Annotated in this window: 19 protein-coding genes and 2 pseudogenes; 20 read left to right on the top strand and 1 reads right to left on the bottom strand. The window is 33.7% G+C overall.

Features of this window, described 5'->3' with window-relative positions:
- The 4 genes and pseudogenes from JCM14822_RS25390 to JCM14822_RS19370 form a co-directional block, all read left to right on the top strand.
- A pseudogene (locus tag JCM14822_RS25390) lies at positions 1-148 on the top strand (IS982 family transposase); the annotation flags it as partial.
- 403 nt (positions 149-551) lie between these two features.
- Positions 552-1,160, top strand: a complete 609-nt coding sequence (locus tag JCM14822_RS11075; protein ID WP_054742357.1) for a TetR/AcrR family transcriptional regulator — start codon at positions 552-554, stop codon at positions 1,158-1,160.
- Between the two features lie 2 nt (positions 1,161-1,162).
- A complete protein-coding gene (locus JCM14822_RS11070) occupies positions 1,163-1,741 on the top strand; it encodes an EFR1 family ferrodoxin (protein WP_054742355.1) in 579 nt (192 codons plus the stop codon).
- A gap of 9 nt (positions 1,742-1,750) precedes the next feature.
- Positions 1,751-1,930, top strand: a complete 180-nt coding sequence (locus JCM14822_RS19370) for a 4Fe-4S binding protein (protein ID WP_304502434.1) — start codon at positions 1,751-1,753, stop codon at positions 1,928-1,930.
- A gap of 42 nt (positions 1,931-1,972) precedes the next feature.
- Here the strand turns inward: JCM14822_RS19370 and JCM14822_RS11065 are convergent, their stop codons facing one another.
- Positions 1,973-3,436: an alanine/glycine:cation symporter family protein gene (locus JCM14822_RS11065; protein WP_054742353.1), complete on the bottom strand. Its 1,464-nt coding sequence runs from the start codon at positions 3,434-3,436 to the stop codon at positions 1,973-1,975.
- 217 nt (positions 3,437-3,653) lie between these two features.
- Here JCM14822_RS11065 and JCM14822_RS11060 point away from each other — a divergent pair, with 217 nt between their 5' ends.
- From JCM14822_RS11060 to JCM14822_RS10985, 16 genes and pseudogenes are all read left to right on the top strand, one after another.
- Positions 3,654-4,166 carry a GNAT family N-acetyltransferase gene (locus JCM14822_RS11060; RefSeq protein ID WP_054742351.1) on the top strand — a complete coding sequence of 171 codons (513 nt, stop codon included), beginning with the start codon at positions 3,654-3,656 and terminating at the stop codon, positions 4,164-4,166.
- Between the two features lie 32 nt (positions 4,167-4,198).
- The gene (locus tag JCM14822_RS11055; protein ID WP_054742349.1) at positions 4,199-5,998 is read left to right on the top strand and encodes a MutS-related protein; all 1,800 of its coding nucleotides are present in this window, start codon (positions 4,199-4,201) and stop codon (positions 5,996-5,998) included.
- A gap of 38 nt (positions 5,999-6,036) precedes the next feature.
- Positions 6,037-6,822 carry an AAC(3) family N-acetyltransferase gene (locus JCM14822_RS11050; RefSeq protein WP_054742347.1) on the top strand — a complete coding sequence of 262 codons (786 nt, stop codon included), beginning with the start codon at positions 6,037-6,039 and terminating at the stop codon, positions 6,820-6,822.
- A 70-nt stretch (positions 6,823-6,892) separates the two neighbouring features.
- Entirely contained in the window at positions 6,893-7,747 is an 855-nt protein-coding gene (locus JCM14822_RS11045; protein ID WP_054742345.1) for an endonuclease/exonuclease/phosphatase family protein, read from the top strand.
- Positions 7,748-7,771: 24 nt separating this feature from the next.
- Complete coding sequence (locus JCM14822_RS11040) at positions 7,772-10,042, top strand: YceG family protein (protein WP_054742343.1); 2,271 nt, start codon at positions 7,772-7,774, stop codon at positions 10,040-10,042.
- Positions 10,043-10,093: 51 nt separating this feature from the next.
- Positions 10,094-10,675: a TerD family protein gene (locus tag JCM14822_RS11035; protein WP_054742342.1), complete on the top strand. Its 582-nt coding sequence runs from the start codon at positions 10,094-10,096 to the stop codon at positions 10,673-10,675.
- 13 nt (positions 10,676-10,688) lie between these two features.
- Positions 10,689-11,285, top strand: coding sequence for a TerD family protein (locus JCM14822_RS11030; RefSeq protein WP_054742341.1), 597 nt, complete (start codon positions 10,689-10,691; stop codon positions 11,283-11,285).
- Positions 11,286-11,423: 138 nt separating this feature from the next.
- On the top strand, positions 11,424-12,275 hold the full coding sequence (locus JCM14822_RS11025) for a PHP domain-containing protein (protein ID WP_054742340.1): 852 nt from the start codon (positions 11,424-11,426) through the stop codon (positions 12,273-12,275).
- Positions 12,276-13,421, top strand: coding sequence for an alanyl-tRNA editing protein (locus tag JCM14822_RS11020; protein ID WP_054742339.1), 1,146 nt, complete (start codon positions 12,276-12,278; stop codon positions 13,419-13,421).
- Between the two features lie 171 nt (positions 13,422-13,592).
- Positions 13,593-15,541: pseudogene (locus JCM14822_RS11015) on the top strand (glycoside hydrolase family 95 protein); the annotation flags it as partial.
- Between the two features lie 54 nt (positions 15,542-15,595).
- Positions 15,596-15,922, top strand: coding sequence for a glycoside hydrolase family 95-like protein (locus JCM14822_RS25020; protein ID WP_408606200.1), 327 nt, complete (start codon positions 15,596-15,598; stop codon positions 15,920-15,922).
- 153 nt (positions 15,923-16,075) lie between these two features.
- Entirely contained in the window at positions 16,076-17,020 is a 945-nt protein-coding gene (locus tag JCM14822_RS11005; protein WP_242861485.1) for an ABC transporter permease, read from the top strand.
- Positions 17,021-17,084: 64 nt separating this feature from the next.
- Complete coding sequence (locus JCM14822_RS11000) at positions 17,085-17,921, top strand: carbohydrate ABC transporter permease (RefSeq protein ID WP_054742331.1); 837 nt, start codon at positions 17,085-17,087, stop codon at positions 17,919-17,921.
- Positions 17,922-18,019: 98 nt separating this feature from the next.
- Positions 18,020-19,747: an ABC transporter substrate-binding protein gene (locus JCM14822_RS10995; protein WP_054742329.1), complete on the top strand. Its 1,728-nt coding sequence runs from the start codon at positions 18,020-18,022 to the stop codon at positions 19,745-19,747.
- Positions 19,748-19,844: 97 nt separating this feature from the next.
- Complete coding sequence (gene yicI / locus JCM14822_RS10990) at positions 19,845-22,196, top strand: alpha-xylosidase (protein WP_054742327.1); 2,352 nt, start codon at positions 19,845-19,847, stop codon at positions 22,194-22,196.
- A 134-nt stretch (positions 22,197-22,330) separates the two neighbouring features.
- The gene (locus JCM14822_RS10985) at positions 22,331-24,085 is read left to right on the top strand and encodes a cache domain-containing sensor histidine kinase (RefSeq protein ID WP_054742326.1); all 1,755 of its coding nucleotides are present in this window, start codon (positions 22,331-22,333) and stop codon (positions 24,083-24,085) included.
- The last annotated feature ends 2 nt before the right edge of the window (positions 24,086-24,087 follow it).

Here is a 24,087-nt window from a genome sequence, read left to right as displayed (position 1 = left end):
CAAATGTCTATCAACCTATTGTTTAGGTGACAAAGGATATATAGGTGATCATATTGCCCAAGAACTAAAAAATGAGAAAAATATGACCTTGCTAGCTTTAAAAAGAAATAACAGTAAGAACCCTTACCCAAAAGATTTAAGAAACTGGACAGATTAAGCATTTAATATTTGCATAAATAGACCTTAGTATAATTATTTTAGGGATTATACAGTTTGATGTATTACCATATTTATCCTATTTATAAGTTGAGATAATCTAGCACATGTCGTTATTATAGGTGTTTTGGAATGCGTTGTAATAGGTTGGATTATTAAACCAGAGAAGCTATTAGAAGAAGCTAATAAAAATACTAGAGACTATAAAATGCCAAGGTAGCGGTTTTATTGCGAAGCTGATTATTAAGCATCAGAAAGAAAAATTAGATGATAAATAAATAGAATATTTAAAATATATTGACAAGAGAACAGTTGATAGCTATTTTTATAGTAAAGCTATCAACTGTTCTCTTTTTTGAGGTGGAAAATAGATTTATTTATAGGGAGAGAGGCATATGACAACTAAAGAATGCATTTTATATGAGGCATTAGAATTATTTTCTAAGAGGGGATATGAGGCTGTTTCTATGCGTGATATTAGTAGTGTTGTAGGAATTAGAGAAAGCTCCATTTATAAACATTACAGAGGTAAAGCAGGGATTTTAGAAGCTATAATAGAAATGGCCCAGACAAGAATAGAAGTGATGTATGAAGCACTTAATGTACCGAAAGTAGAAAGTACTATGGAACTTACAAGATATATGCAGGTTGAAATAGAAGAAGTGGCACAGTTATGTATAAACATGTTAAAAAAGCAATTAGAAGATGAGGTTATAAGGAAGTTTCGTCAGCTTCTAACCATTGAACAATATAGAAATGAAGAAATGAAAGCATTATACATAGCCTTTTTTATAGATAAGCCAATGAATTATCAAGAAAAGGTTTTTCAGTTTTTAATAGATGAGAAGGTTCTAAAAGGAGAGAATGGCAAAATGTTGGCTTTAGCATTCTTTTCACCATTTTTTATGATTCAGTATCAATTACAAGATAATATGCAGTTATTAATTAACACACTAGAGGAATATGCCATAAGCTTTATAAAATCACATTTAGTGGAGGGATAAAGATGATATTTTATTTTAGTGGAACAGGAAATTCATATTATATTGCAAAGAAAATAAGTGAGGCTTTAAATGAGAGATTAATTTCTATAGCAGAGTGTGTAAGAGAAGGAAAATATGAAGTTATATTAGAAAAAGATGAAAAAATAGGCTTTGTATATCCTGTACATGCATGTGCGCCAGCAGATATAGTGATTCATTTTATTCGAACAGTTCAATTTATAAACTATGAGCATAATTATATGTATTCGGTTTTTAATTGTGCAGGTACATATGAATATACTTCACGTATTATCAAGGAAACCTGTGAAAAGAGAGAATTTGAAATAGGAGGCTTCTTTAAAGTACTTATGCCAGGCAATTATGTAACGGTTAAAAAGCATTTACCAGAGGAAAAGTGTAAGAAGTATTTAGCCGAGGCAGATGATCATATTAATGAAATTGTAAAAGCAGTACAGGCTAAAACTTATAATTATAAGAAAGAAAAACATTCCTTTTTATTATCCTATGGGCTTCATAAGTTAGCAGCATTAGAGAAAGAAACGAAATTTGATGTGGGGGAAAAGTGTAAGGGTTGTGGATAATGTACTAAGATTTGTCCTATGAAAGCTATAGATATAAAAGAAGGAAAGCCAGTAAGAGATATTAAGAAATGTGTATTTTGCTTAGCTTGTATTAATGTTTGTCCTACAGAAGCTTTACAAGTAGGTAAAAAGACTATAGGGAATCCGAGATATATTCATAAGGATTATAGGAGAGTTATACAAAAATGAGGCTACCGCAAAAGGTGTTATTTTACAGCAGCCTCATTTTTATTAACATTCTACAGGTGATTCTAATGTTTCAGGATCGCCATCGTGGATTTCTTTAAGTTCATGGGATTTATAACGTTTAATATAGTCTTTAGTAATGCTGACTACCTCATTAGAGAGGAAGAGGATACCAATAAGGTTTGGAAGGGCCATAAGACCATTAAAGGTATCAGATAAATTCCAAACCAGGTCAAGCTGCATGGTACAGCCAGCAATAATAGCTAAAAGGAATATAAATTTATAAATAATGGTAAAACGTACACCTATTAAGTATTCAATGCCACGTTCACCATAAAAGGACCAGCCTAAAAGTGTAGAAAAGGCAAAGAGCATAACGGCAATGGAAACAAAGCTGCCACCTAATGGGGTAAGGGTATCAAAAGCAGCAGAGACAAGGTTACTGCCAGATAAACTAGAAGTAATTTGACCATATTCGTCCACAGCAAATAAGTTGAATTTAAGGGCACTTGTTAAAACACAAAGGGCAGTAATTGTACAGACAATAATAGTATCGGCAAAGACTTCAAATATACCCCACATACCTTGAACAACAGGTTCTTGAACGCTGGAAGCAGAGTGAACCATAACAGAGCTGCCAAGTCCGGCTTCATTAGAAAAGACGCCTCGAGCTACACCAAATCGAAGGGCTCTAGCGATACCATATCCAAGAAGGCCACCACCTACAGATTTAAAATTAAAAGCATTGATCACGATAAGTTTAAGAGCAGCAGGGACAAAGCTGAAGTTAGCACCAATAAGGACGATGCCGCCTATGATATAAAACAGTGCCATAAATGGGACAATGCGTTCAGTAACTTGCCCAATACGTTTAATACCACCTAATATAACAAGTCCAACTAAAATGGCAAGTACAATACCTGTAGCTAATTTAGGAATACCGAAGGAACCATTTAAAGCTTCGGCAATAGAGTTAGCTTGTGTCATATTCCCAATCCCGAAAGAAGCTAAGATACAAAAGCAAGAAAATAAAACGGCAAGCCATTTTTGATGTAAGCCTCTTTCAAGATAAACCATAGGACCACCCATCCAGGCACCTTTTTCATTTTTATAACGGTAATGAATACCTAGTACATTTTCAGAGTAATTGGTCATCATACCAAAGAAGGCAGAAAGCCACATCCAAAATATTGCACCAGGCCCACCACTTACTAAAGCAGTAGCTACACCTGCAATATTTCCTGTACCAATGGTACCAGCTAATGCAGTAGAAAGAGCTTGGAATTCTGAAATAGAATGAGCACCGCTAGCTTTACGGACTTTTTTGTTTTTGAAGATGGCTAATAAGGTTTTATCCATCCAAAGGTTAAAGTGTACAAGTTGGAAAAGGCCAGTGCGGCAAGAAAAGAAAATGCCGGCGAATATAATGAGTAAAAGCATTGGCGGTCCCCAAACGAAGCCGTTGACTTTATCATTGATTAAAGCAACTTGATCTAAAAAACGATTCATAAAAATCCCCCCTAAAAAATAAAAAAGGTCTTTCTATCACTTTAAAAACGCTTAAAAACATTAAGCTATTAAAGAATAGAAAGACCACGTTGTCTTAAAATTGTTATCTATACTATAAAGGAAATACGACTAAAAATCAATCAATAAATTATATAACGAATATTAAAACAAAAGATGAGATATGTTAATATATACTAAAAGAGAAAAGAGGGGTAGTATGAAATTAAAGACAAAGAGATTGGAATTAGTACCTTTAGAGGAAAAATATGCTAAGGAGCTGCTTGAAATATGGCAGAATCCAGAGACGATTCGTTATACAAATGCTTTATTACTAGATGATGTAGAAGAGGCAAGAGAGAAGATTGAAGGCTGGCTTAGAAGAGCTGCTCAGAGTGAATATACAACGCATTTTGTGATTTTGAGAGAACAAGAAGTTATAGGTATTGTGGGGATACCAGCTATTAATGAGAATGATGGCAAATATGGTTTTTATTATCAGCTTATTAAACGTTTTTGGAATAATGGATATGGTAAAGAAGCTGCTAAGGCAGTATTAATCTATGCAATTAGAGAGGTAAAGGCAAAAATGCTACTTGCAGATGCAGTACCAGCTAATGAAGCTAGTGTAAATATATTAAAAGGTTTAGGATTTAAACAAATAGGCATCACGCGTCATGGTTTTACTGAAAATGGTAATATACATAATGTTATACATTTTCAGTATGTATAATCAGTAAAAGACAAAAGCCAGAAGGAGCGCTTATGAAAAAGGAAGCATATCAAGCTAGAATAAAAATAGTAGATGAAAAAATACAAACTTTAAATAAAAAGCTTAGACAATTAGAAACCTTAAGAGTAATAGCTTTTTTAACAGCCCTAGGCAGTTTGATTATAGGGACCGCTTGGCATGAAAAGATTTATTTTATAGGTACTTTAGGATGTGTTATTGGATTTATTGCATTAGTTCATAAGCACCATCAAATGAATGATAAGAAAAAGTATGAACTGGCTAAAAGAACTGTCATTGAAGATAATGTGAAACGTTTAGATAAAGGGTGGTTAAACTTTGCTGAAAATGGTAGTGAGTTTATAAATGAGGATATACCTAGAATTAAAGATTTAGACTTACTAGGGAAAGGTTCATTATTCCAGTATTTATGTACGGCCCATACGCCTTACGGCAAAAAGGCTTTAGCCGATTCGTTAGTATATGGTATAAGAAATGAAGAGATTAAGAAAAGACAGGCAGCTATCAAGGAACTTAATGAAAAAGCAGAGTTTACATTACATTTAAAGACTTTAAGTAAGCTTATTGGCATGGAAAAGAATAAAGTGGATATAGATGGCATTAGAGCATTCATTGATATGATGCATAAGGACAATCAAACTTTTGGCAAGGTCTTAAAAGGTTTAAGTCTAGCATTACCTTTTGCCACATTCTTTTCTATTGTAGCAATTTTATTACGCGGAGAAAGCAGTTTGTTTGCCATAATAGGAAGTATTTCTATAGTCATGCAAATAGGGTTAGCAGTGTTTTATTATGGCAGGCATAATGAAATTTTTAGTACAGTGTTAAACTTTAGTAGGAATATAAAAGCATACAAAGATTTTTTAATAGCTGTAGAAAATGAAGAATTTGAAACACCGTATTTAAAGAGCTTAAAGCAAATGCTCTGTGAAGATGAAGGCTTAAAGAAGGGATTAGAAACATTATATAAACTATCTGAAGCCTTACATGTACGACTAAATGGGGTAGCTTATTTAACAGTAAGTGGGTTATTAATGTGGGATTTTCATTGTAAAGATGCACTAGATATATGGCAAAAGCAATATGGCACATCAGTGGAGAAATGGCTCAGTGTCATGGGAGAGATGGAAGCTTTATTAAGTCTTGGTATTTTGTGTGAGGTTAAAGAAAGTTATAGTTATCCTGAAATAGAAGCATTAACAAAACCAGTTTTCAGTTTTAAGGCCCTTGAACATCCACTTATTCAAGATGCAGTGGCAAATGATTTAGTCTTAAAGGATGAAACATGTATTATTACAGGTTCAAATATGTCAGGTAAAACTACTTTTTTACGCACCATAGGTATTAATTTAGCTTTAGCATATGCAGGAGCACCTGTTTTAGCTAAGGATTTTTATGCTGCTAGAATGAATATATGTACTTCTATGCGTATACAAGATGATGTGAATGAGGGAATCTCTAGTTTTTATGCAGAACTTTTACGTATTAAAGGAATGATTGATCAGGCACCTAAGAAAGAACCTATGTTAGTTTTAATTGATGAGATTTTCAAAGGTACCAATTCAGCTGATCGTATATTAGGGGCTAAAGAAACGATTAAATCCCTTGAAAAACCTTGGATCACCATTATGGTAAGTACCCATGATTTTGAGCTTTGTGAAATTGAAGAAAGTATGGGACGCAAAGTGTTTAACTATCACTTTGAAGAACATTATGTTCAAAATAAAATTAGATTTGATTATAAACTTAAAATAGGTCGTTGTAGGACTACAAATGCTCAGTTTTTATTAAAGATGGTAGGTATTTATAAATAGGTTTTTATAATCAATAGATAAGTTATGAGGAGAGAAAAATGGCATATACAAGACAAGATTTATTAAATGCTTTAAAAGAGCTTAACATTAATCCTAAAGGCACATTACTTGTACATTCTTCTATGAAAAGCATTGGTGAAGTAGAAGGGGGAGCAGATACAGTATTAGATGCATTTAGTGAATATATGAAAGAAGGATTATTGGTACTGCCAACGCATACATGGGGCACTATTGATATGAATACTTTAAGATTTGATGTTAATGAAACTAAATGCTGCGTAGGCATCTTACCAGAACTTTTTCGTAAGAGACCAGGCGTTATTAGATCATGGCATCCGTCCCATTCCGTAGCAGCATTAGGCAAGGATGCAGCGGAATTTGTAGCAGACAATGAGCTTTGTGATACTCCTTGTGCAAGGACATCTCCATGGGGAAAGCTTTTAGATCGTGATGCACAAATTATGCTTTTAGGTGTAGATTTAACACGCAATACTTTTATTCATGGGGTAGAGGAATGGGCTGATATTCCAGGTAGAGTGGAAGATATGCCACAGAAGTTTGTAGTTATTACCCCAGATGGCAGAGAGATTTCAGTTCCATCTAAACGTCATACACCTAATCATTGGTCAGAGTATTTTGGGAAGGTAGATGAGTTTTTAGAAGAAAAAGGTGTGATGCGAAAAGGAAAGTTTGGAGATGCTACTGTACGCATTTGTCAGGCAGCACTTATGACAGAGATTTTAAATCAACTTTTAGCTATTAATCCAGTTTTATTTTCAAATAATGATCCTTTTGAAAGGGAACGTTATACAGATGTAAAATAAAAGGCAGGTTGTACTAAATTATTAGTGCAACCTTTTTTGATTGAGTTAATATAAAAGAGAGGTGAAAACAGTGAAAATATTAACGTTAAATGCACATGCGTGGAGAGAAGAAAATGGAGAAGCTAAACTTAGTCATTTAGCAGAGACAATTATAGAGAAGGATTATGATATTATTGCTTTTCAAGAAGTCAATCAAATGATACAGATAGAAAGTGTAGCACCAAGCTGTCTTACAAAAGAAGCAGTAAGAGCAGAGTTTATCAATGGTGATTTTCTAGCAGATGGGGTAACACGCTATAATAATTACGTAGCAATTCTTCTAGAAAAAATAAATGCATTAGGTGGTCCTCAATATTATTATTTTTGGGATAAGGCTAAATCATTAAGAGAAACTTATGAAGAAGGCTGTGGGATTCTTTCAAAATATCCATTTAAAGAAACAGAAGCCTTTTTAGTTTCAGGTGTGACAGATTGTTTAAGTCCTAAACGCCGTACAATTGTAAGAGGAACTATTGAATATCAAGGCGAGCTCATTGATTTATATTCTTGTCATTTAGGATGGTGGCATGATGAAATAGACCCAGCTAAACCTCAAATAGATAAACTGATGGCTAAGGTAAATAAGGATAGATTAAGCTTCCTTATGGGAGATTTCAATAATAATGCCCATATTAGAAATGAAGGTTATGATTATTTAATAGGTAAAGGATTAGAGGATACTTATACACTTGCCGAAGAAAAAGATGAAGGAGCTACAGTAGAAGGTGAAATCGCAGGATGGGATGGCAATAAAGAAAGCCTCAGAATAGATTTGATTTTAATGAATAAGGTTTTAAATGTTAAAACTTCTAGAGTTATCTTTAATGGTCAATATAAAGAGGTTATTTCAGATCATTATGGGGTAGAAGCTGAGATAGAACTATAACGATATTGAAGGTGAGAAAAGTTAATGTTTGTACATGGAAAAATTCAGGGGTTAAATGACTTTTTTATCTCTTTAAATCAGAGGACAAGTAAGACAGTTTATTTTTATAGAATAAGTGGTTATGCATCACAAATAGATGAATTTATTCGCAAGTATTATGAAGCTGCTAGAAGAAATGGTGTCATTATTGAAGGCAAACTTCCTAATCCAGATGAGAAGAATTTAGCCTATTATCAAGAGATGATGGGCATGACTTTTCAAATGGATAGAGGTTTCATTGAAGAGAGCCTTAGAAAATGGCTACCAAGAATGAATGGCACCCAAAGAGGTAATATAGCAGATGCTATGCATAATGAGTTAGAGGCACTTCAAAGCGCAGGGAAAAATGAAAATATATTAAAGAATGCATATATAAAATTCATGTGTTGGTTGTATTATAAGTTTGAGCGCATCGTTAATAAACTAGGAGAAAATGATATACCTAAGATTTTATATGAGGGAGAAGTAAGCAGCTATGAATTAATGCTTCTTTCAATCTTAGCCCATGCGGGGTGTGATATTGTGTTACTGCAATATGAAGGAGATCAAAAGTATCTGCAATTAGATCAAGGTTCAGAGAAGTCTAATGCATTAGTATTGTCACAGATGACCGCTTTCCCAAATACATTTAATCTCAGATTTATAAGAGAAAAGCTGCAAGAAGCCAGCAGTCGTGAAAGATTATATGGTAAAGCACTTGAAATTGTAGGTGTGACAAATACTTGGACAAATGAAAAAGGTTTAGAAGCTATTAAGATTAGTTCAGGTGTAAGAGGCGATGAGAAGAATCACTTTTATAATTGTTACTATCGCATAAATGGTGTACAGGATAAGCTGACTTATATTAGTGAGCTGTATCATTTTAATTTAGCACTTAAAAATAGTGAGCGAAAAGTAGTCATTGTAGAAGGTGAAATCATGTCACCTACTGTGGAAGAAATTGCAGCAATTCATAGGAAGAATTATATGTCTAAGGAACAGATGCTTTCTGATTTAGCTCAAAATATTCAATTTACCACAGGGGCGCAGTTAAGACAACTTGTAATGAAGTCTTTTATAGATGTAATGCTTTTGGAAGCAGAAAAGCCTGAGATGAATTTAAATAAGCTCATGAATAAAGCTGTTTATGTACTATGTTGGTTAAAGCGTTATGAAGCGCAGCTCTTTATGAATTGGAGAATGCCGGAAGTTAGCTGCTTTATTTATATGGGAACATGTAAAAATGACAATGAAGCATTATTTATGAAGCTTTTAAGTAGATTGCCTGTAGATGTATTAATACTTAATCCAAGTTTAAATTCAAGATGCTGCTTAGAGGATTGTTTATTAGAAGAAATAAATTATGAGTATACATTACAGGTTAAGCAGTATCCTAAAGAAGATAATAATGTGCAAATGGCAACAGTAGCTCATCATGCAGAAGCTGAATTAGATACACTCCTATATCAAGATACGGGAATATATCGTAATAAACAGTATATGAAAGCGAATAGCATTACGCTTAAAACAATGTATGAAGAAATTAGGATATTGTGGCCAGAGGAATTAAGATGCCGCCAGCATTTTAGCACAACCTTAGATCTGGTTAATATGCCAGTAATCTTTTCAAAGGTATCAGGTGTTAGAAACAAAAATGTAACTCAGTATTGGGAAGAAGTTAAGGAGCTTATAGAAGAGGAAACTTACGTGGTGAAAGAAGTGCCATTTATAGAAAGTGCAGCATTTAATCCAATGAAAGCTTATGTAAATGAGTTCTTTAAAAATGGTACATTACAAAAGGAAAAAATAAAGACACATGGGCATAATCCTTTTGACTTCTTAAGAGAAGAAATACAGGACTATATGCTAGATAAACTTAGTTTATTAATTAATCAAAAGCTTATTAAAGGAACTTTTGAAAATGGGACAGAGTATACCATTGTAGCTACTGTATTAAACTTACCAAAAGAGTTATTAAGAATGATTCAAAGATTTGACTTCACGAAGAAAAATCCTAAGCTTATTTATATTCATACAGGTGAGAAGTTACCATCTTTAGAAGATGCCGTGCTTATGACTTATTTGAATTTAATAGGATTTGATATCGTATGTTTTACGCCAACAGGATATCAAGGCATTGAAAAGTATTTTAATAAGAGTTTAATGGAGCAGCATCAAATCGGGGAATATATGTATGATCTACAAATTCCAAGTTTAGAGAAGAACTCATTAAACACTTTACGTGCATGGAGCAATAAGATTTTTAAAAGAAATTGATATTATATAAAAATTTATAATATAAATAGGTTAATTTAAGGAGGAAATATTATGGCAATTAGTTTAGGAAAAGGACAAAAAGTTGATTTAACAAAAGGTAATCCAGGATTAAAGAAAATTACTGTAGGTTTAGGCTGGGATGTAAATGCTTATGATACAGGGGTAGGCTTTGACTTAGATAGTGCTGTCTTTATGGTAGGTGCTAATGGCAAATGCCCTACAGACAAAGAATTCATTTTCTATGGTAACTTAGAACATTCAACTGGCTCAGTTAAACATATGGGAGATAACTTAACAGGTGTCGGTGCAGGTGATGATGAACAAGTTCAAATTGATTTAACAACTGTACCAGCTAATATTGAAAGAATAGCTTTCACAACTACTATTTATGATGCTGAAACAAGAAGACAAAACTTCGGTCAAGTATCTAATGCCTTTATTCATATTATGGATAGCGAAACAGGAACAGAATTAATTCGCTATGACTTAGGAGAAGATTTCTCTATTGAAACAGCAGTTGTAGTAGGTGAATTATATAGACACAATGGTGAATGGAAATTCAATGCAATTGGTAGCGGATTCCAAGGTGGACTCGCTGCACTTTGCAATCACTATGGCATTGAAGTAGCATAAGGGGGGCTTATAGATGGCGATTAACTTACAAAAAGGACAAAAGGTAAGTCTTACAAAAGAAAACCCAGGTTTATCAAGAATTGTTGTAGGACTTGGATGGGATGAAGTAAAAGAATCAAGAGGGTTACTTGGCCTTTTTACAAGCAAGGGAAATGATATTGACTGTGATGCATCAGTATTTATGCTTAAAAATGGTAAGTTATGTGAAGAAAAAGATATTGTTTTCTTTGGCAATCTTAAACATAAAACAGGAACAGTAGAACATTTAGGAGATAATTTAACAGGTGCAGGCAGTGGAGATGATGAACACATTTTAGTAGATTTATCAAAAGTACCAGCTGAATATGACCGTATTGTTTTCTCTGTAAATATTTATGATGCAGTGAAGAGAAAACAACATTTTGGTATGATTCAAAATGCTTTTATCCGTTTAATAGATGGTAGAAATAATACTGAAATGTGCCGTTATAATTTAACAGATGATTATTCTGGTAAAACAGCTATGATCTTTGGAGAAATTTATAGACATGATGGTGAATGGAAGTTTAATGCAATAGGTCAAGGAACAAATGATGTAGGAATTAAAAACCTTTCTAGAAGATTTGTTTAAAGATAAGTTATAAGACTAAAGAGGATATAATGCTAATAAACAATGGCGTTATATCTTCTTTTTAGTTTGCGGTGCATCCTTGTTTTAAAAGTAGGCTTTGGTATAATAAAGAAAATAATAGCAGTAAAGGAGATTAAGATGAGGGCAGACCTACATATTCATACATTTTACTCGGATGGCACATTGTCACCTAAAGAGGTAGTGCAAATTGCTAAAGAAAAGGGCTTAGAAGCTGTAGCTATTACAGATCATAATAAGATTGGGGCATGGGAGGAACTTAATGAAGCGGCAAAAGAAGTAGGGATGATACCGATTAAAGGCTGTGAAATTAATTGTAAGTATCAAGATAAAGTGGTGCATCTTTTGGCTTATGGTTTTGAAAACACACCAGAGTTTATGAAATTAATTCATTTAGCGGATGATGAAATGCAGCGCATGAGTGTTGATTTAGTAGAGGAACTTTCAAAAGAGTATACACAGGTATCTATGGCGGATTATGAAGCATATCATTATGATGTGAGACAAGGTGGTTGGAAAGGACTTCATTATATCCATGACCGAGGGATTACAGAAAAGCTTTTTGATGGGTTTAAATTGTATGGGAAATATAACTGCGACTTTACGAACTATTATTTCCCGAAAATAAAATTACTTTGTGAAGCTATCCATAAGGCTGGAGGCGTAAGTGTTTTAGCCCATCCAGGAGAATATTATAAGAATCTAAATGAAGCAGAACTTAAAGTGGTATTAGAAGATTTAAAAGGACAGGGGATAGATGGTATCGAATGTTATTATCCAACCCATAGTGAACTGATGACAAATACTTGTGAAGCCTTTTGCGAGAAATATGGACTTATTCGAACAGTAGGCAGTGATGAACATGGAGAATTCGGAAAACATGCTAAAGTAATTGAGCAGACTATTGGCTGCGTATCAAAAACAATAACTAGAAATGCTATAGATAAATTAACAAATAGTGGAGGCATTTAAATGACTAAAAAACTATATTATGAAAACAGTTATTTAACAAACTTTGAGGCAGAAGTTATAAGCTGTGAGCCTTATAAAGAAGGTTTCACAGTTGTACTTAATGAAACTGCATTTTATCCAGAAGGTGGTGGGCAGCCAGCTGATGAAGGATTCATTAATGAAGCAAAGGTAAGTCACGTATTTATCAAAGATGAAGTGATTTATCATGTAGTGGATCAGGCTTTAGAAGTAGGCAGTAAGGTAGAAGGCAAAATTAATTTTGAAAGACGCTTTGACTTTATGCAACAACATAGTGGTGAGCATATTGTGTCAGGAATTATTAATGCGAAATACGGTTATAACAATGTAGGTTTTCATTTAAGCAGTGATTATATGACAGCAGACGTAGACGGAGAACTTTCAGAAGCACAAATCAAAGAAGTGATTCAGATTGCCAATGAAGCTGTATTTAAAAATGTTCCAGTAAAAGCCACAGTGTTTGAAAATGATAAGGTGAAAGATAAAACTTATCGTTCAAAGATTGAACTTGCTGGCAAAGTAAGACTTGTAGAAATTGGGGACTATGATACTTGTGCATGCTGTGGGACACATGTAAAAAATGCAGGTGAAATAGGTGTCATAGAGTGCATTAATTGGGAAAGACATAGAGGGGGGATGAGACTTACACTTCTTTGTGGGAAACGTGCCCTTGAGGACTATGATCAAAGATTAATGATTACAAGAGAAATAGGCAATACGCTTTCTACTAAAACAGAGAAAATCTTAGAAGCTTTTATGAAACAACAAGAAGAACTTAATAATTTAAAACAAAAAGTAGCATCAGTAACCAATGACCTTTTAATCTTTAGAGCACAAGATTATATTGCAAAAGGTGAAACTTGCATTATGCAAGAAGGTTTAAGTGGTGATGAACTAAGAAAGCTTTGCGTACTTATGGCAGAATTAGGGAATAAGGTTTATTTAGTTTTAACACAGCAAGATGGCAGTATTAAATATGCTTTAGGAAGCAGTAAAGAAGATGTAAGACCTATTAGCAAAGCACTTAATACAGTGTTTAATGGCCGTGGCGGCGGAAAACCAGAATTATGCCAAGGTAGTTTAGTAGGAGAAATCTCAGCAATTAAGGAATTTATGAAAATATACTAAAAACTATTTATAGTCATAAAGAAATATAAATTAAAAAGGGCAAGTGATGAAATAATGCATTAAGCTATTTCATTCACTTGCCTTTTTTATATTGAAACTATCCTTATAAAGTAATATATTTATAATTGTATTTCGAAAATAAAAAAATTACTAATAGTAAGGGGGTGGACTATGTCAGAGCATAAGCTTTGGTATAAAGTAGCGGCTAATGAGTGGAATGAAGCATTGCCTTTAGGAAATGGGGCCATAGGTGCTATGGTGTTTGGCAATGTAAAAAGAGAACTTATTCAGCTTAATGAAGAAAGTCTTTGGTATGGTGGTTATAGAGATCGTCATAATAAAGATGCAAAAGAATACTTACCACGTATCCGTAGCTTACTGTGGGAGGGGAAGATTAGAGAAGCCGAAAAACTTATGGCAATGAGTATGTTTGCTGTGCCAGATGGGCAGAGACAGTATTCTGTGCTAGGTGATTTTATAATCGAAAATTACGGGCAAGAGGGTATAGTCACAGATTATAAAAGAGAGTTAGATATTGAAAAGGCTATTTGTAAGATGAGCTATAAAGTAGATGGTAAGCGCTATGAAAGAGAAATGTTTTGTTCAAATCCGGACAATGTACTTATTGTGCATATAAAAGGAGAGCAAAAGCTAGAACTTAGTACTTACATTGATAGATGGAAGTATGTAGATGAAAAGGAATACCACGAAAATTATATGACTTTGCATGGATTAAGCGGTGGTGAAGGTGGTATTTATTATGCTTATAGTCTAAAGGTTCAAAATATAGGAGGGACTTTAGAAAGTGTAGGCGGGAGGCTTTATGTAAAAGATGCAGATGAAGTTATATTGTATTTAACGGCTGCTACGGATTATAAGGTGGAGGAGCCTAAAAAAGTATGTGAAATGCATTTAGAAGAAGTCTCTAAACAAAGTTATGAGACATTATTAAATCGCCATATAGTAGATTATCAAAGTCTTTATAATAAAATGAATTTAGAAATACAAGGGGAGGAAAGTAATCTTCAGGAGGATGATGAGCAGAAATTAGAAATTAATGTACTTTCTACCAGTGAGCGTCTTGAAAGATTAAAAGCAAATAAAGAAGATATAGGTCTTATTAATTTATATTTTAATTTTGGACGTTATTTATTAATTAGTTGTAGTCGTAAGGGAGGACTTCCTGCTACCCTTCAAGGTATTTGGAATAGTAGTTGGCAGCCGCCTTGGGACTCAAAATATACGATTAATATTAATACCCAAATGAATTATTGGCCTGCTGAAAAGTGTAATTTATCAGAATGTCATCTGCCACTATTTGAGCTTCTTGAGAAAATGAAGCCACATGGAGAAGAAACCGCTCAGAAAATGTATGGGTGTGAAGGGTTTGTAGCCCATCATAATACGGATATATGGGGAGATACAGCACCACAGGATATGTGGATGCCAGCAACTATTTGGCCAATGGGCGCTGCTTGGCTATGCCTTCATATTTGGGAACATTATATGTATACGTTGGATGAAAAGTTTTTAAAAGAGAAATACCATTTATTAAAATCAGCAGGAGATTTCTTTAAAGGCTATTTAATGGAGGATGAAGAAGGCCATTTGGTAACAGGTCCTTCTACTTCACCAGAGAATACATATATCCTACCTTCAGGAGAAAGCGGTACAGTTTGTATAGGACCAACAATGGATAATGAGATTTTATATGAGCTTTTCACAGCTATTATTAAAGGGGGTAAAATCCTAGGTATTGAGTCAAGTGAGCTTCAAAAATTTAAAGAAATGAGAAGCAGATTATTACCACTTCGTATTGGAAAATATGGTCAGATTATGGAATGGCGTGAGGATTATGAGGAAGTAGAACCAGGCATCGCCATGTGTCTCAATTATTTGGGCTTTATCCAGGTAGCCAAATTAGTGTAAGGGAGACGCCTCAGTTAGCTCAAGCAGCCAAAGCAACATTAGAAAGACGCCTTAAATATGGCGGTGGCCATACGGGATGGAGTAGAGCTTGGATTATTAATTTATGGGCAAGGCTAAAAGAAAGTGAACTTGCTTATGAAAATGTACAGGAGTTGCTTAAGAAATCTACTTTAACGAATCTTTTAGATAATCATCCACCTTTCCAAATTGATGGGAACTTCGGAGGTATTGCTGGTATTGTTGAAATGTTGCTTCAAGATTATATAAGTAAAACGCTGCCAGATACTATATGCCTAGAATTTTTACCTGCTTTGCCAAAAGCTTGGATTAAGGGAAAGGCAAAAGGTATATGTGTAAGAGGTGGCTATGAAGTGGATTTAATTTGGAATGAAGGTAAATTTCAAAAAGCAGTAATTACTTCGCAAAATGGAGGAAACTTACACGTTTATACCTACTCTAAGTTAGAGGTTATAGATTGTAAAAAAGGGACAAGAGAAATTCATATACCAGAGAGAAATAGCATAATAATTAGGGCTTTAGCAGGTCATACTTATGAGATAAATGCACAATAGTATCTAGAAGCTTTAAATAATATATATAGGATTATGTCTAATTTCCATGTATAAAAACATATATTTTTAGAGGTATAATTGCCTTCTTATTTGTACTACTATATATTTATAGAAAAGTTGTATAAATCATAGAGGGGAGTGATAGACATTTTAGTGAAAACAAACAATAACACAGACAAAAAATATTACAAAGCTTCATTTAGTCAAAAGTTAAAGGAACAAAAGTACTTAATAGCGATGTCAGCACCCTTTGTAATTTGGGTACTTGTGTTTAAATATGCACCATTAGTAGGATGGCTTATGGCATTTCAAGATTACAAACCAGCAAAGGGGATTTTAGGATCTAAATGGGTAGGGCTTAAACATTTTATTACATTATTTAAAGAAGAACAATTTTATCAAGCTTTAACCAATACATTAGGCATGAGTATTTTGGCTATTATATTTGGTACAATGTGTTCTATTACATTTGCAATCCTATTAAATGAAATGAGAGGTGTAAAGTATAAGCGAATTGTACAAACGGTTTCATACTTACCTCACTTCGTTTCGTGGGTAGTTGTAGCTAACATTGTAGGACAACTTTTATCACCAAATGGTATTGTCAATGAATTATTAGTGAATGCACATCTTTTAAAAACGCCGATTAACTTTTTAGCAGTGCCAAATATGTTTTGGGGAGTAGTAACTACCTCAGATATATGGAAAGAAACAGGATGGAATGCAATTATTTATTTAGCAGCTATTACAGGTATTGATATGCAGCTTTATGAAGCAGCAAAAGTGGATGGTGCAAATAGATGGCAGCAAATTTGGAACATTACACTTCCAAGCATCAGAGGAACAATCATTATTCTCCTTATTATGAATATTGGTGGACTTGTTAACATTGGTTTTGAAAAACAATACTTATTAGGAAATAATATCGTAGCAGAAAAATCATTAGTACTTGATAAATATATACTTGATTATGGTATTGGTATGATGCGTTACTCATATGGTACAGCTATTGGTATCTTTAAATCAGTTGTAAGTATTGTACTTATTTGGTTTGCTAATAATCTAGCGAAGAAAACCGGTGAAGGTCAATTAATATAAGGAGGGGAAATGATGGCAGCAGTTAGAAAAAATTACAATACCAGATATTATTATTGCATTACTAATGACAGTTGTACTGATTATTACAATTTACCCTTTCATACAAGTAATTGCCATTTCATTTAATGATGCAACGGATACTGTAAGGGGCGGTATTCATTTATGGCCTAGAAAGTTTACGCTGAATAACTATAAGGAAATCTTTTCATCAAATACAAGGATTGTGACAGGGTTTATGGTTTCAGTAGCTAGAACAGTTATAGGGACAATTATAGGCATTATTTGTACAGCGATGCTCGCTTATACAATAAGTCGTAAAGATTATGTGTTTAGAAAACCAATTACAATTTTATTTGTTATTACAATGTATGTAAGTGGTGGTATGATTCCGGAATACATGGTTATTAAAGGATTAGGATTAATTGGCCACTTCTCAGTATATATTTGGCCAATGATTCTTAGTGGTTTCAATATTATTGTACTTAGATCGTTTATAGATAACTTACCATATGAGTTGCAAGAGTCAGCTAAGATTGATGGTGCTAATGACTTTACAATCTTTTATAAGATTATATTCCCATTGTGTTTACCAGTTATTGCAACGGTTGCGTTATTCTTAGCAGTAGGTCAATGGAACTCATGGTTTGATACATATTTATATTGCCGTTCAAATGATGCGCTTACAACACTTCAATATGAATTGATGAAGGTTATCGATAATGCGGCTGCTGGGGTAAAGGCTGCGGATGTTAATTCACAAGGAATTAAGCAAGTTACTTCAAACCCAGAATCAATTAAGATGGCAATTACTGTTGTTACAACAATCCCAATTGTTTGTGTCTATCCGTTCTTACAAAGATACTTCGTATCTGGCATGACAATTGGTGCAGTTAAAAGCTAAATCATTAAGGGATTTTTCATACAAGACAGCTTCAGTAATATCTAAAAGACTTTTAAGACAAAAAGAAAGTATTAGGTAAAAAAGAGAGGATGAATGAAATGAAAAAGATGAAATTTACAGCAGTTCTATTATCTTTAGTATGTGTAGGTAGTGCCTTTGTAGGATGTGGCGTAGATAAGAGTGCAACATCTAATAATACAGGTGAAGCTGCTACAGAAACAGTAGCAGAGGCTGCTCCAGATGCAGATGGCTTTGTAGGCCTTGCAGATAGAACACCTGTTACACTTACATTATTTGAAAAAGATTTAACAGAAGATGTAGAGTTTACAGACCCAATTGCTAAGAAGATTACAGAGCTTACAGGTGTTACATTAAAAGTTGAACATGCTGTAGGAGGGGATGAACAAGCAATTCCACTTATGATTGCTAGCGGCGATTATCCGGATATGATTTATGCAAAAGGGGATACAAATAAACTTATTGATGCAGGTGCTATTATTCCACTTGAAGATATGATTGAAGAAAAAGGAAACAATCTTAAAAACTTATATGGTAACATGCTTCAAAGACTTAAATTTAGTCAAGAAGACCCAAGTATTTATACTGTAGGTTGTTATGGTGTAAGTACGGCACTTTGGAAATCAGATGGGGTTATGCAAATCCAAAATGCTGTACTTAAAGATCAAGGTTATCCAGAAATTAGAACAATCGATCAATATGAAGCAGCATTACAAGCTTACAAAGATAAATATCCACAAATTGAAGGACAAGATACAATCGGTCTTTGCCTCATGGGTAGTGACTGGAGATGGCTTATTACTGTAGGTAACGTTGCTTCAGCAGCTGCAGGTATCTTTGATGATGGTGAATGGGCTATTAATGATGATACAGGAGAAGCTAAGTATAAATATCTTGATCCAAATGTTAAAGAATATATGAAATGGCTTTGTCATATGAATGATATCGGATTACTTGATCCAGAATCATTTACGCACCAAGAAGATGTTTATTTTGCGAAACTTGCATCAGGACGTGTACTTGGTAGTGCTACACCAGACTGGGGGACAAATAATGCAAAACAAGCACTTATTTCAGCTGGACTCGAAGAGAGAACAATGGCAGCACTTAATATTACTGTAAATAAAGATATTGAGTCACAATTCTCTAAAGATCCAGGATTTAGTGGTGGTCAAGGTATTGCAATTTGTGAATCAAGTGAAAATAAAGATAAAGCATTCGAATTCTTAGATTGGATGGCTTCTGATGAAGCACAAGTACTTACGAACTGGGGTCTTGAAGGACAAAATTATACAGTTGATGAAAATGGTAAGAGAGTACTTACAGATGAAATGAAGAAACAAAAAGTTGAAGATAAAGACTTCGTTAAGAAAACAGGTATTGGTAAATACTTATACCCATTCCCACAAAGAGGTGATGGTGCTATAGATTCAACAGGTAACTACTATTCAACAAATAGCCCAGAACAAGTAGAAGCAGAATTCACAGCTACAGAAAAAGAAACACTTGCTAAATATGGTAAGAAACTTTGGGTAGATTTCTTCCCAGCTAGAGAATCACTTCCTGTATCTAAACATGGTCAAGCATGGCAATTCTCTATTCCATCAGATGGAGATCTTGCAATCTTTAATAAAAAATCAGAAGACTATATCAAACAAAGTGTTACACAAGCTATTTTAGGAAAACCGGAAGATTTTGATGCGGCATGGGATAAGATTTTAGCTGCTCTTGATGCAATGGGTGTACAAAAAGCTAATGAACAAATGACACAATATACAAAAGACACAATTGAATTTTGGAATAACTAGTATATAAAAAGTAAATAGCAAAGAAGTTATGAGCTTGAGAAGAGTACGGTTGCTTTTATCAAGCTCATGTTGTCTTAAGATAGATGGGAGAGAGAATATGAGATTTAGTAATGGAAGTTGGCTGAATAAAGATGGAATTATGAGTTTTAGCCCACAAGAAGTCTATAGTATTAAAGAAAAGAATGGTGCCTTAGAGCTTTATGTGCCATGTAAAAAAATTAATCAGCGTGGAGATACGTTAGAAGGTCCAGTACTTACTTATACTATTTCAGTTCCTATGAAAGATGTATTTAAAATCTCAATGGTACATTATAAAGGAATCAAAGATGTAGGTCCTCATTATGAGATTTTAAAAGATGATAAAATGCCACTTACATATGAAAAGCAAGATGGTGTTCTTATGATTAAAAATGGAGAAATGAGTATTGTAATTAGTGAAGAAAATGGTTTTCATATGGATTTTTATAGAGGGAAAAAGAAGCTTACAACAAGTGGCTTTAGAAGCGCGGCTTATATCACACCAGTAGCCGGTGAGTTTTTAAATGATGATTTAAGTAAGTGCTATATGAGAGAACAGTTAGGTTTATCAGTGGGTGAGTTGGTTTATGGACTTGGTGAACGTTTTACACCATTTATTAAAAATGGGCAAACAGTAGAGACATGGAATGAAGATGGTGGTACAAGTACAGCTCAATCTTATAAAACAGTACCATTTTATATTACAAATAGAGACTATGGTGTATTTGTAAATCATCCAGAAAAGGTTTCTTTTGAAGTAGGTTCAGAAAAAGTAACTAAAGTTCAGTTTAGTGTACCAGGAGAAAAACTGGAATACTTTATTATTGGTGGGGAAAGTATGAAAGAAGTTCTTGAAAACTATACAAACCTTACAGGAAAACCAGCCCTTCCACCAGCTTGGTCATTTGGTCTTTGGCTTACAACATCATTTACCACAAATTATGATGAAGCTACAGTTATGAGTTTCGTAGATGGCATGGCGAAACGTGATATACCACTTCAAGTATTTCACTTTGATTGTTTCTGGATGAAAGGATTTAATTGGTGTGATTTTACTTGGGATGAAGAAGTATTTCCAGATCCAGTAGGCATGCTGAAACGTATGCATGATAAAGGACTTAAAATCTGTGTATGGATTAATCCTTATATTTCAGAAGCCTCTAGTTTATTTGATGAAGCAGCAGAAAAAGGCTATTTAGTAAAACGTCAAGATGGTAGTGTATGGCAATGGGATATGTGGCAACCGGGGATGGCTTATGTAGATTTTACAAATCCAGGAGCTTGTAACTGGTTTGCTAGCAAACTAGAAGCATTGTTAGATATGGGTGTAGATTGTTTTAAAACGGACTTCGGTGAAAGAATTCCAACTGAAAATGTAGTTTATTATGATGGTAGCGACACAGTAAAAATGCATAACTATTATACTTTCCTTTATAACAAAGTGGTATTTGATTTATTAAAACATAAAAAAGGTGAAAAAGAAGCTGTATTATTTGCTCGTTCTGCAACAGCAGGTGGACAGCAATTCCCTGTTCACTGGGGCGGAGATTGCACAGCAGACTTTGAATCTATGGCAGAAAGTTTACGTGGTGGACTTTCACTTTGCCTTTCTGGCTTCGGTTATTGGAGTCATGATATGGGTGGATTTGAAAGTACAGCTACAGCAGATGTTTATAAGAGATGGGCAGCCTTTGGACTTCTTTCTTCTCATAGCCGTTTACATGGTAGCACATCTTATCGCGTACCTTGGCTTTATGATGAAGAATCAGTGGATGTAGTACGTTACTTTACCAAGCTTAAATGCAGCTTAATGCCATATTTATTTAAACAAGCATCTAACACAGCGCAAACAGGTGTATCTACTATGCGCGCCATGGTTGTGGAATTTGAAAAAGATCCGGCTTGTGCTTATTTAGATAAGCAATATATGCTTGGTGATAATATGTTGGTAGCACCAATCTTTAATGAAGAGGGGATTGCCCAATATTATGTACCAGAAGGTAAATGGACTAAATTCTTAACAGGTGAAGTTGTAGAAGGTGGTAAGTGGTATACAGAAAAACATGATTACTTAAGCGTGCCACTTCTTGTAAGAGAAAATAGTATTATCCCAATTGGTAAGGTGAATACCCTTACAGAATATGATTATAGAGATGGTGTTATCCTTGCCGTATATGAACTTAAGGAAGGACAAGTGGCAACTACAGAGATAATCAATATGAATGAAGAAAAAGAATTGATGGCTGGAGTTGTTAAAATAGCTGATAAAGTAGTTATTTCAATAGAAGGTAATGATAAACCATGGACAATGATTCTTAAAAATGTAGATAAAGTAAAAGAAGTACAAGGTGGAAGCTTTGAAATAAAAGAAGATGGTGCACATATTACACCTGATGAAGGATGTAAAAATTTAACTTGTTACTTATATTAATAAAATGGTTTAAAGACATATGGAAATTGTCCATGTGTCTTTTTTAAATATTATAAATTTATATAAAAATACAAAATATGATATAATAATTATTGTAAAATAATATCTTGGACAAAAATTCTAAGGAGAGTAGTATGCAAATTACAAATAGGTTATTTGATAGCCTAAAAAACTTAAAGGTAAAGAATCAGCTTATAGGAATGTATATCAGTGTTGTAATTATTCCTGTACTTATTTTGGGATCATTTTTAACAAACCGTATGTGTAATATGGTTATTGACCGTGCTATTAATGAAGCAAGCATTAATACAGAACGCATTAAAGAACGTATGAATGAAACTATAAAAATTGCTAGTAATGTAGCAGACCGCATCTATGTAGATGATAAGATTAGGACTATTTTAACGACTAAGTACGAAAGTACTGGAGAAGTAGTAGCGGCCTACAATACGGAAACAACTATTGAAGAATGTTTGAAAAACTATAGTGAGATTCAAAGCATTAAAATTTATGTAATGAATGAGACATTATTAAGTAGTTCTAAGTTTACCCATATTACAGATGAGGTAAGGAAGCAAGAATGGTATCAAAATGCTAGGTTAAGAGAAGATTGTTTAGAATGGGAGTATAAATATGATGAAGTAATGAAAAAAGATTACTTAGCTCTTATACGTGCTATCCATAATAAGAATAATGGATTAATAGGTGTTTTAGTTATTAATATCAATCCAGAAAGACTACAAAATATTATTAAAGATGAACCATATGATACCCTTATTGCAGTTAATCAAGAAATCATTGAGACAAAAGGAAATAGAGAAATTCTTGAAAATCAATTGGAGCTTATAAGGCAAGAGCAATTAGGAGACAGTGAAATCTATAAGATGAAAAATGGTAAGAATTATATTATTTTAAATGCATTTGCCCCAATGAAAACTAAGGAAACATCTTTAGAAATTTGTATGAACATGTCTATTAAAAGTATTACACGTACTACGATTGAAATCATTGGTACTAGCTTAGTCATTATGGCCATTTGTATAGTACTTACAGGTGTGTTAATAGATATATTTTCAAGGAGTTTTTCAGAACGTATTATTTTGGTGAAAAAAGAGATGCATAAAGTAGTTATGGGAGATTTTAATATACGTGAAAGTATTGAAGGACATGATGAGATTGGTGAGTTATATACAGATATATATGCTACAGTACAAGAAATCTATAGGGCAAAGGTTCAAAAAGAAGAGTTAAAACGCCATCAAAAAGAAGTGGAATTTGAAATGTTAGCAAGACAGATCAATCCACACTTTTTATACAATACATTAGAAACTATTCGTATGAAAGCGTATTGTAATGGACAAAAAGATTTGGCGAGAGTAGTAAAACTATTATCTAAGCTTATGAGACGAAATTTAGAAGTTACAGAGCAAGCAGTGGTTTTAAAGAATGAAGTTGAGATGATGGTCGATTATTTAGAGATTCAGAAGTTTCGTTTTGGAAGTCGTATTAGCTATAAGATTGAAGCGGATGAATCAGTAATGAAGCTTAAAATTTTACCACTCATTATACAGCCTTTAGTAGAAAATGCTTTTGTACATGGACTTGAATCTAAGATTGGTGAAGGTAAAATTGTTTGCAGTATAAAAGCGGATGAAGAAATGATTATCACAGTGGAAGATAATGGTTTAGGTATAGATGAAGTTAGACTTAAAGAATTGAAAATGCAATTAGAAGAAGGCGGGGAAAGATTAAAGGGGAGTTTTGGTTTATATAATATTAATCAAAGGATTAAACTTTATTATGGTAAGGCGTATGGCATGCATATAATAAGTACTTTAGGAAAAGGAACAAAAGTTACAGTAAATTTACCAAAGATTATAGGAGGTTAAGG

The sequence above is a fragment of the Cellulosilyticum ruminicola JCM 14822 genome (assembly GCF_001311925.1).
GTDB lineage: Bacteria > Bacillota > Clostridia > Lachnospirales > Cellulosilyticaceae > Cellulosilyticum > Cellulosilyticum ruminicola.
This window is presented reverse-complemented; position numbering and strand designations above follow the sequence as displayed.

Bases quoted from the DNA above. Each gene is read 5' to 3' on its own strand.
- JCM14822_RS11040 (WP_054742343.1), top strand. From the start codon at position 7,772: ATGTTTGTACATGGAAAAATTCAGGGGTTAAATGACTTTTTTATCTCT.
- JCM14822_RS11025 (WP_054742340.1), top strand. From the start codon at position 11,424: ATGAGGGCAGACCTACATATTCATACATTTTACTCGGATGGCACATTG.
- JCM14822_RS11065 (WP_054742353.1), bottom strand. From the start codon at position 3,436: ATGAATCGTTTTTTAGATCAAGTTGCTTTAATCAATGATAAAGTCAAC.
- JCM14822_RS11050 (WP_054742347.1), top strand. From the start codon at position 6,037: ATGGCATATACAAGACAAGATTTATTAAATGCTTTAAAAGAGCTTAAC.
- JCM14822_RS11060 (WP_054742351.1), top strand. From the start codon at position 3,654: ATGAAATTAAAGACAAAGAGATTGGAATTAGTACCTTTAGAGGAAAAA.
- JCM14822_RS11075 (WP_054742357.1), top strand. From the start codon at position 552: ATGACAACTAAAGAATGCATTTTATATGAGGCATTAGAATTATTTTCT.
- JCM14822_RS11000 (WP_054742331.1), top strand. From the start codon at position 17,085: ATGACAGTTGTACTGATTATTACAATTTACCCTTTCATACAAGTAATT.
- JCM14822_RS11020 (WP_054742339.1), top strand. From the start codon at position 12,276: ATGACTAAAAAACTATATTATGAAAACAGTTATTTAACAAACTTTGAG.
- JCM14822_RS25020 (WP_408606200.1), top strand. From the start codon at position 15,596: ATGTTGCTTCAAGATTATATAAGTAAAACGCTGCCAGATACTATATGC.
- JCM14822_RS11030 (WP_054742341.1), top strand. From the start codon at position 10,689: ATGGCGATTAACTTACAAAAAGGACAAAAGGTAAGTCTTACAAAAGAA.
- JCM14822_RS11035 (WP_054742342.1), top strand. From the start codon at position 10,094: ATGGCAATTAGTTTAGGAAAAGGACAAAAAGTTGATTTAACAAAAGGT.
- JCM14822_RS10985 (WP_054742326.1), top strand. From the start codon at position 22,331: ATGCAAATTACAAATAGGTTATTTGATAGCCTAAAAAACTTAAAGGTA.
- JCM14822_RS10995 (WP_054742329.1), top strand. From the start codon at position 18,020: ATGAAAAAGATGAAATTTACAGCAGTTCTATTATCTTTAGTATGTGTA.
- JCM14822_RS11070 (WP_054742355.1), top strand. From the start codon at position 1,163: ATGATATTTTATTTTAGTGGAACAGGAAATTCATATTATATTGCAAAG.
- yicI (WP_054742327.1), top strand. From the start codon at position 19,845: ATGAGATTTAGTAATGGAAGTTGGCTGAATAAAGATGGAATTATGAGT.
- JCM14822_RS11055 (WP_054742349.1), top strand. From the start codon at position 4,199: ATGAAAAAGGAAGCATATCAAGCTAGAATAAAAATAGTAGATGAAAAA.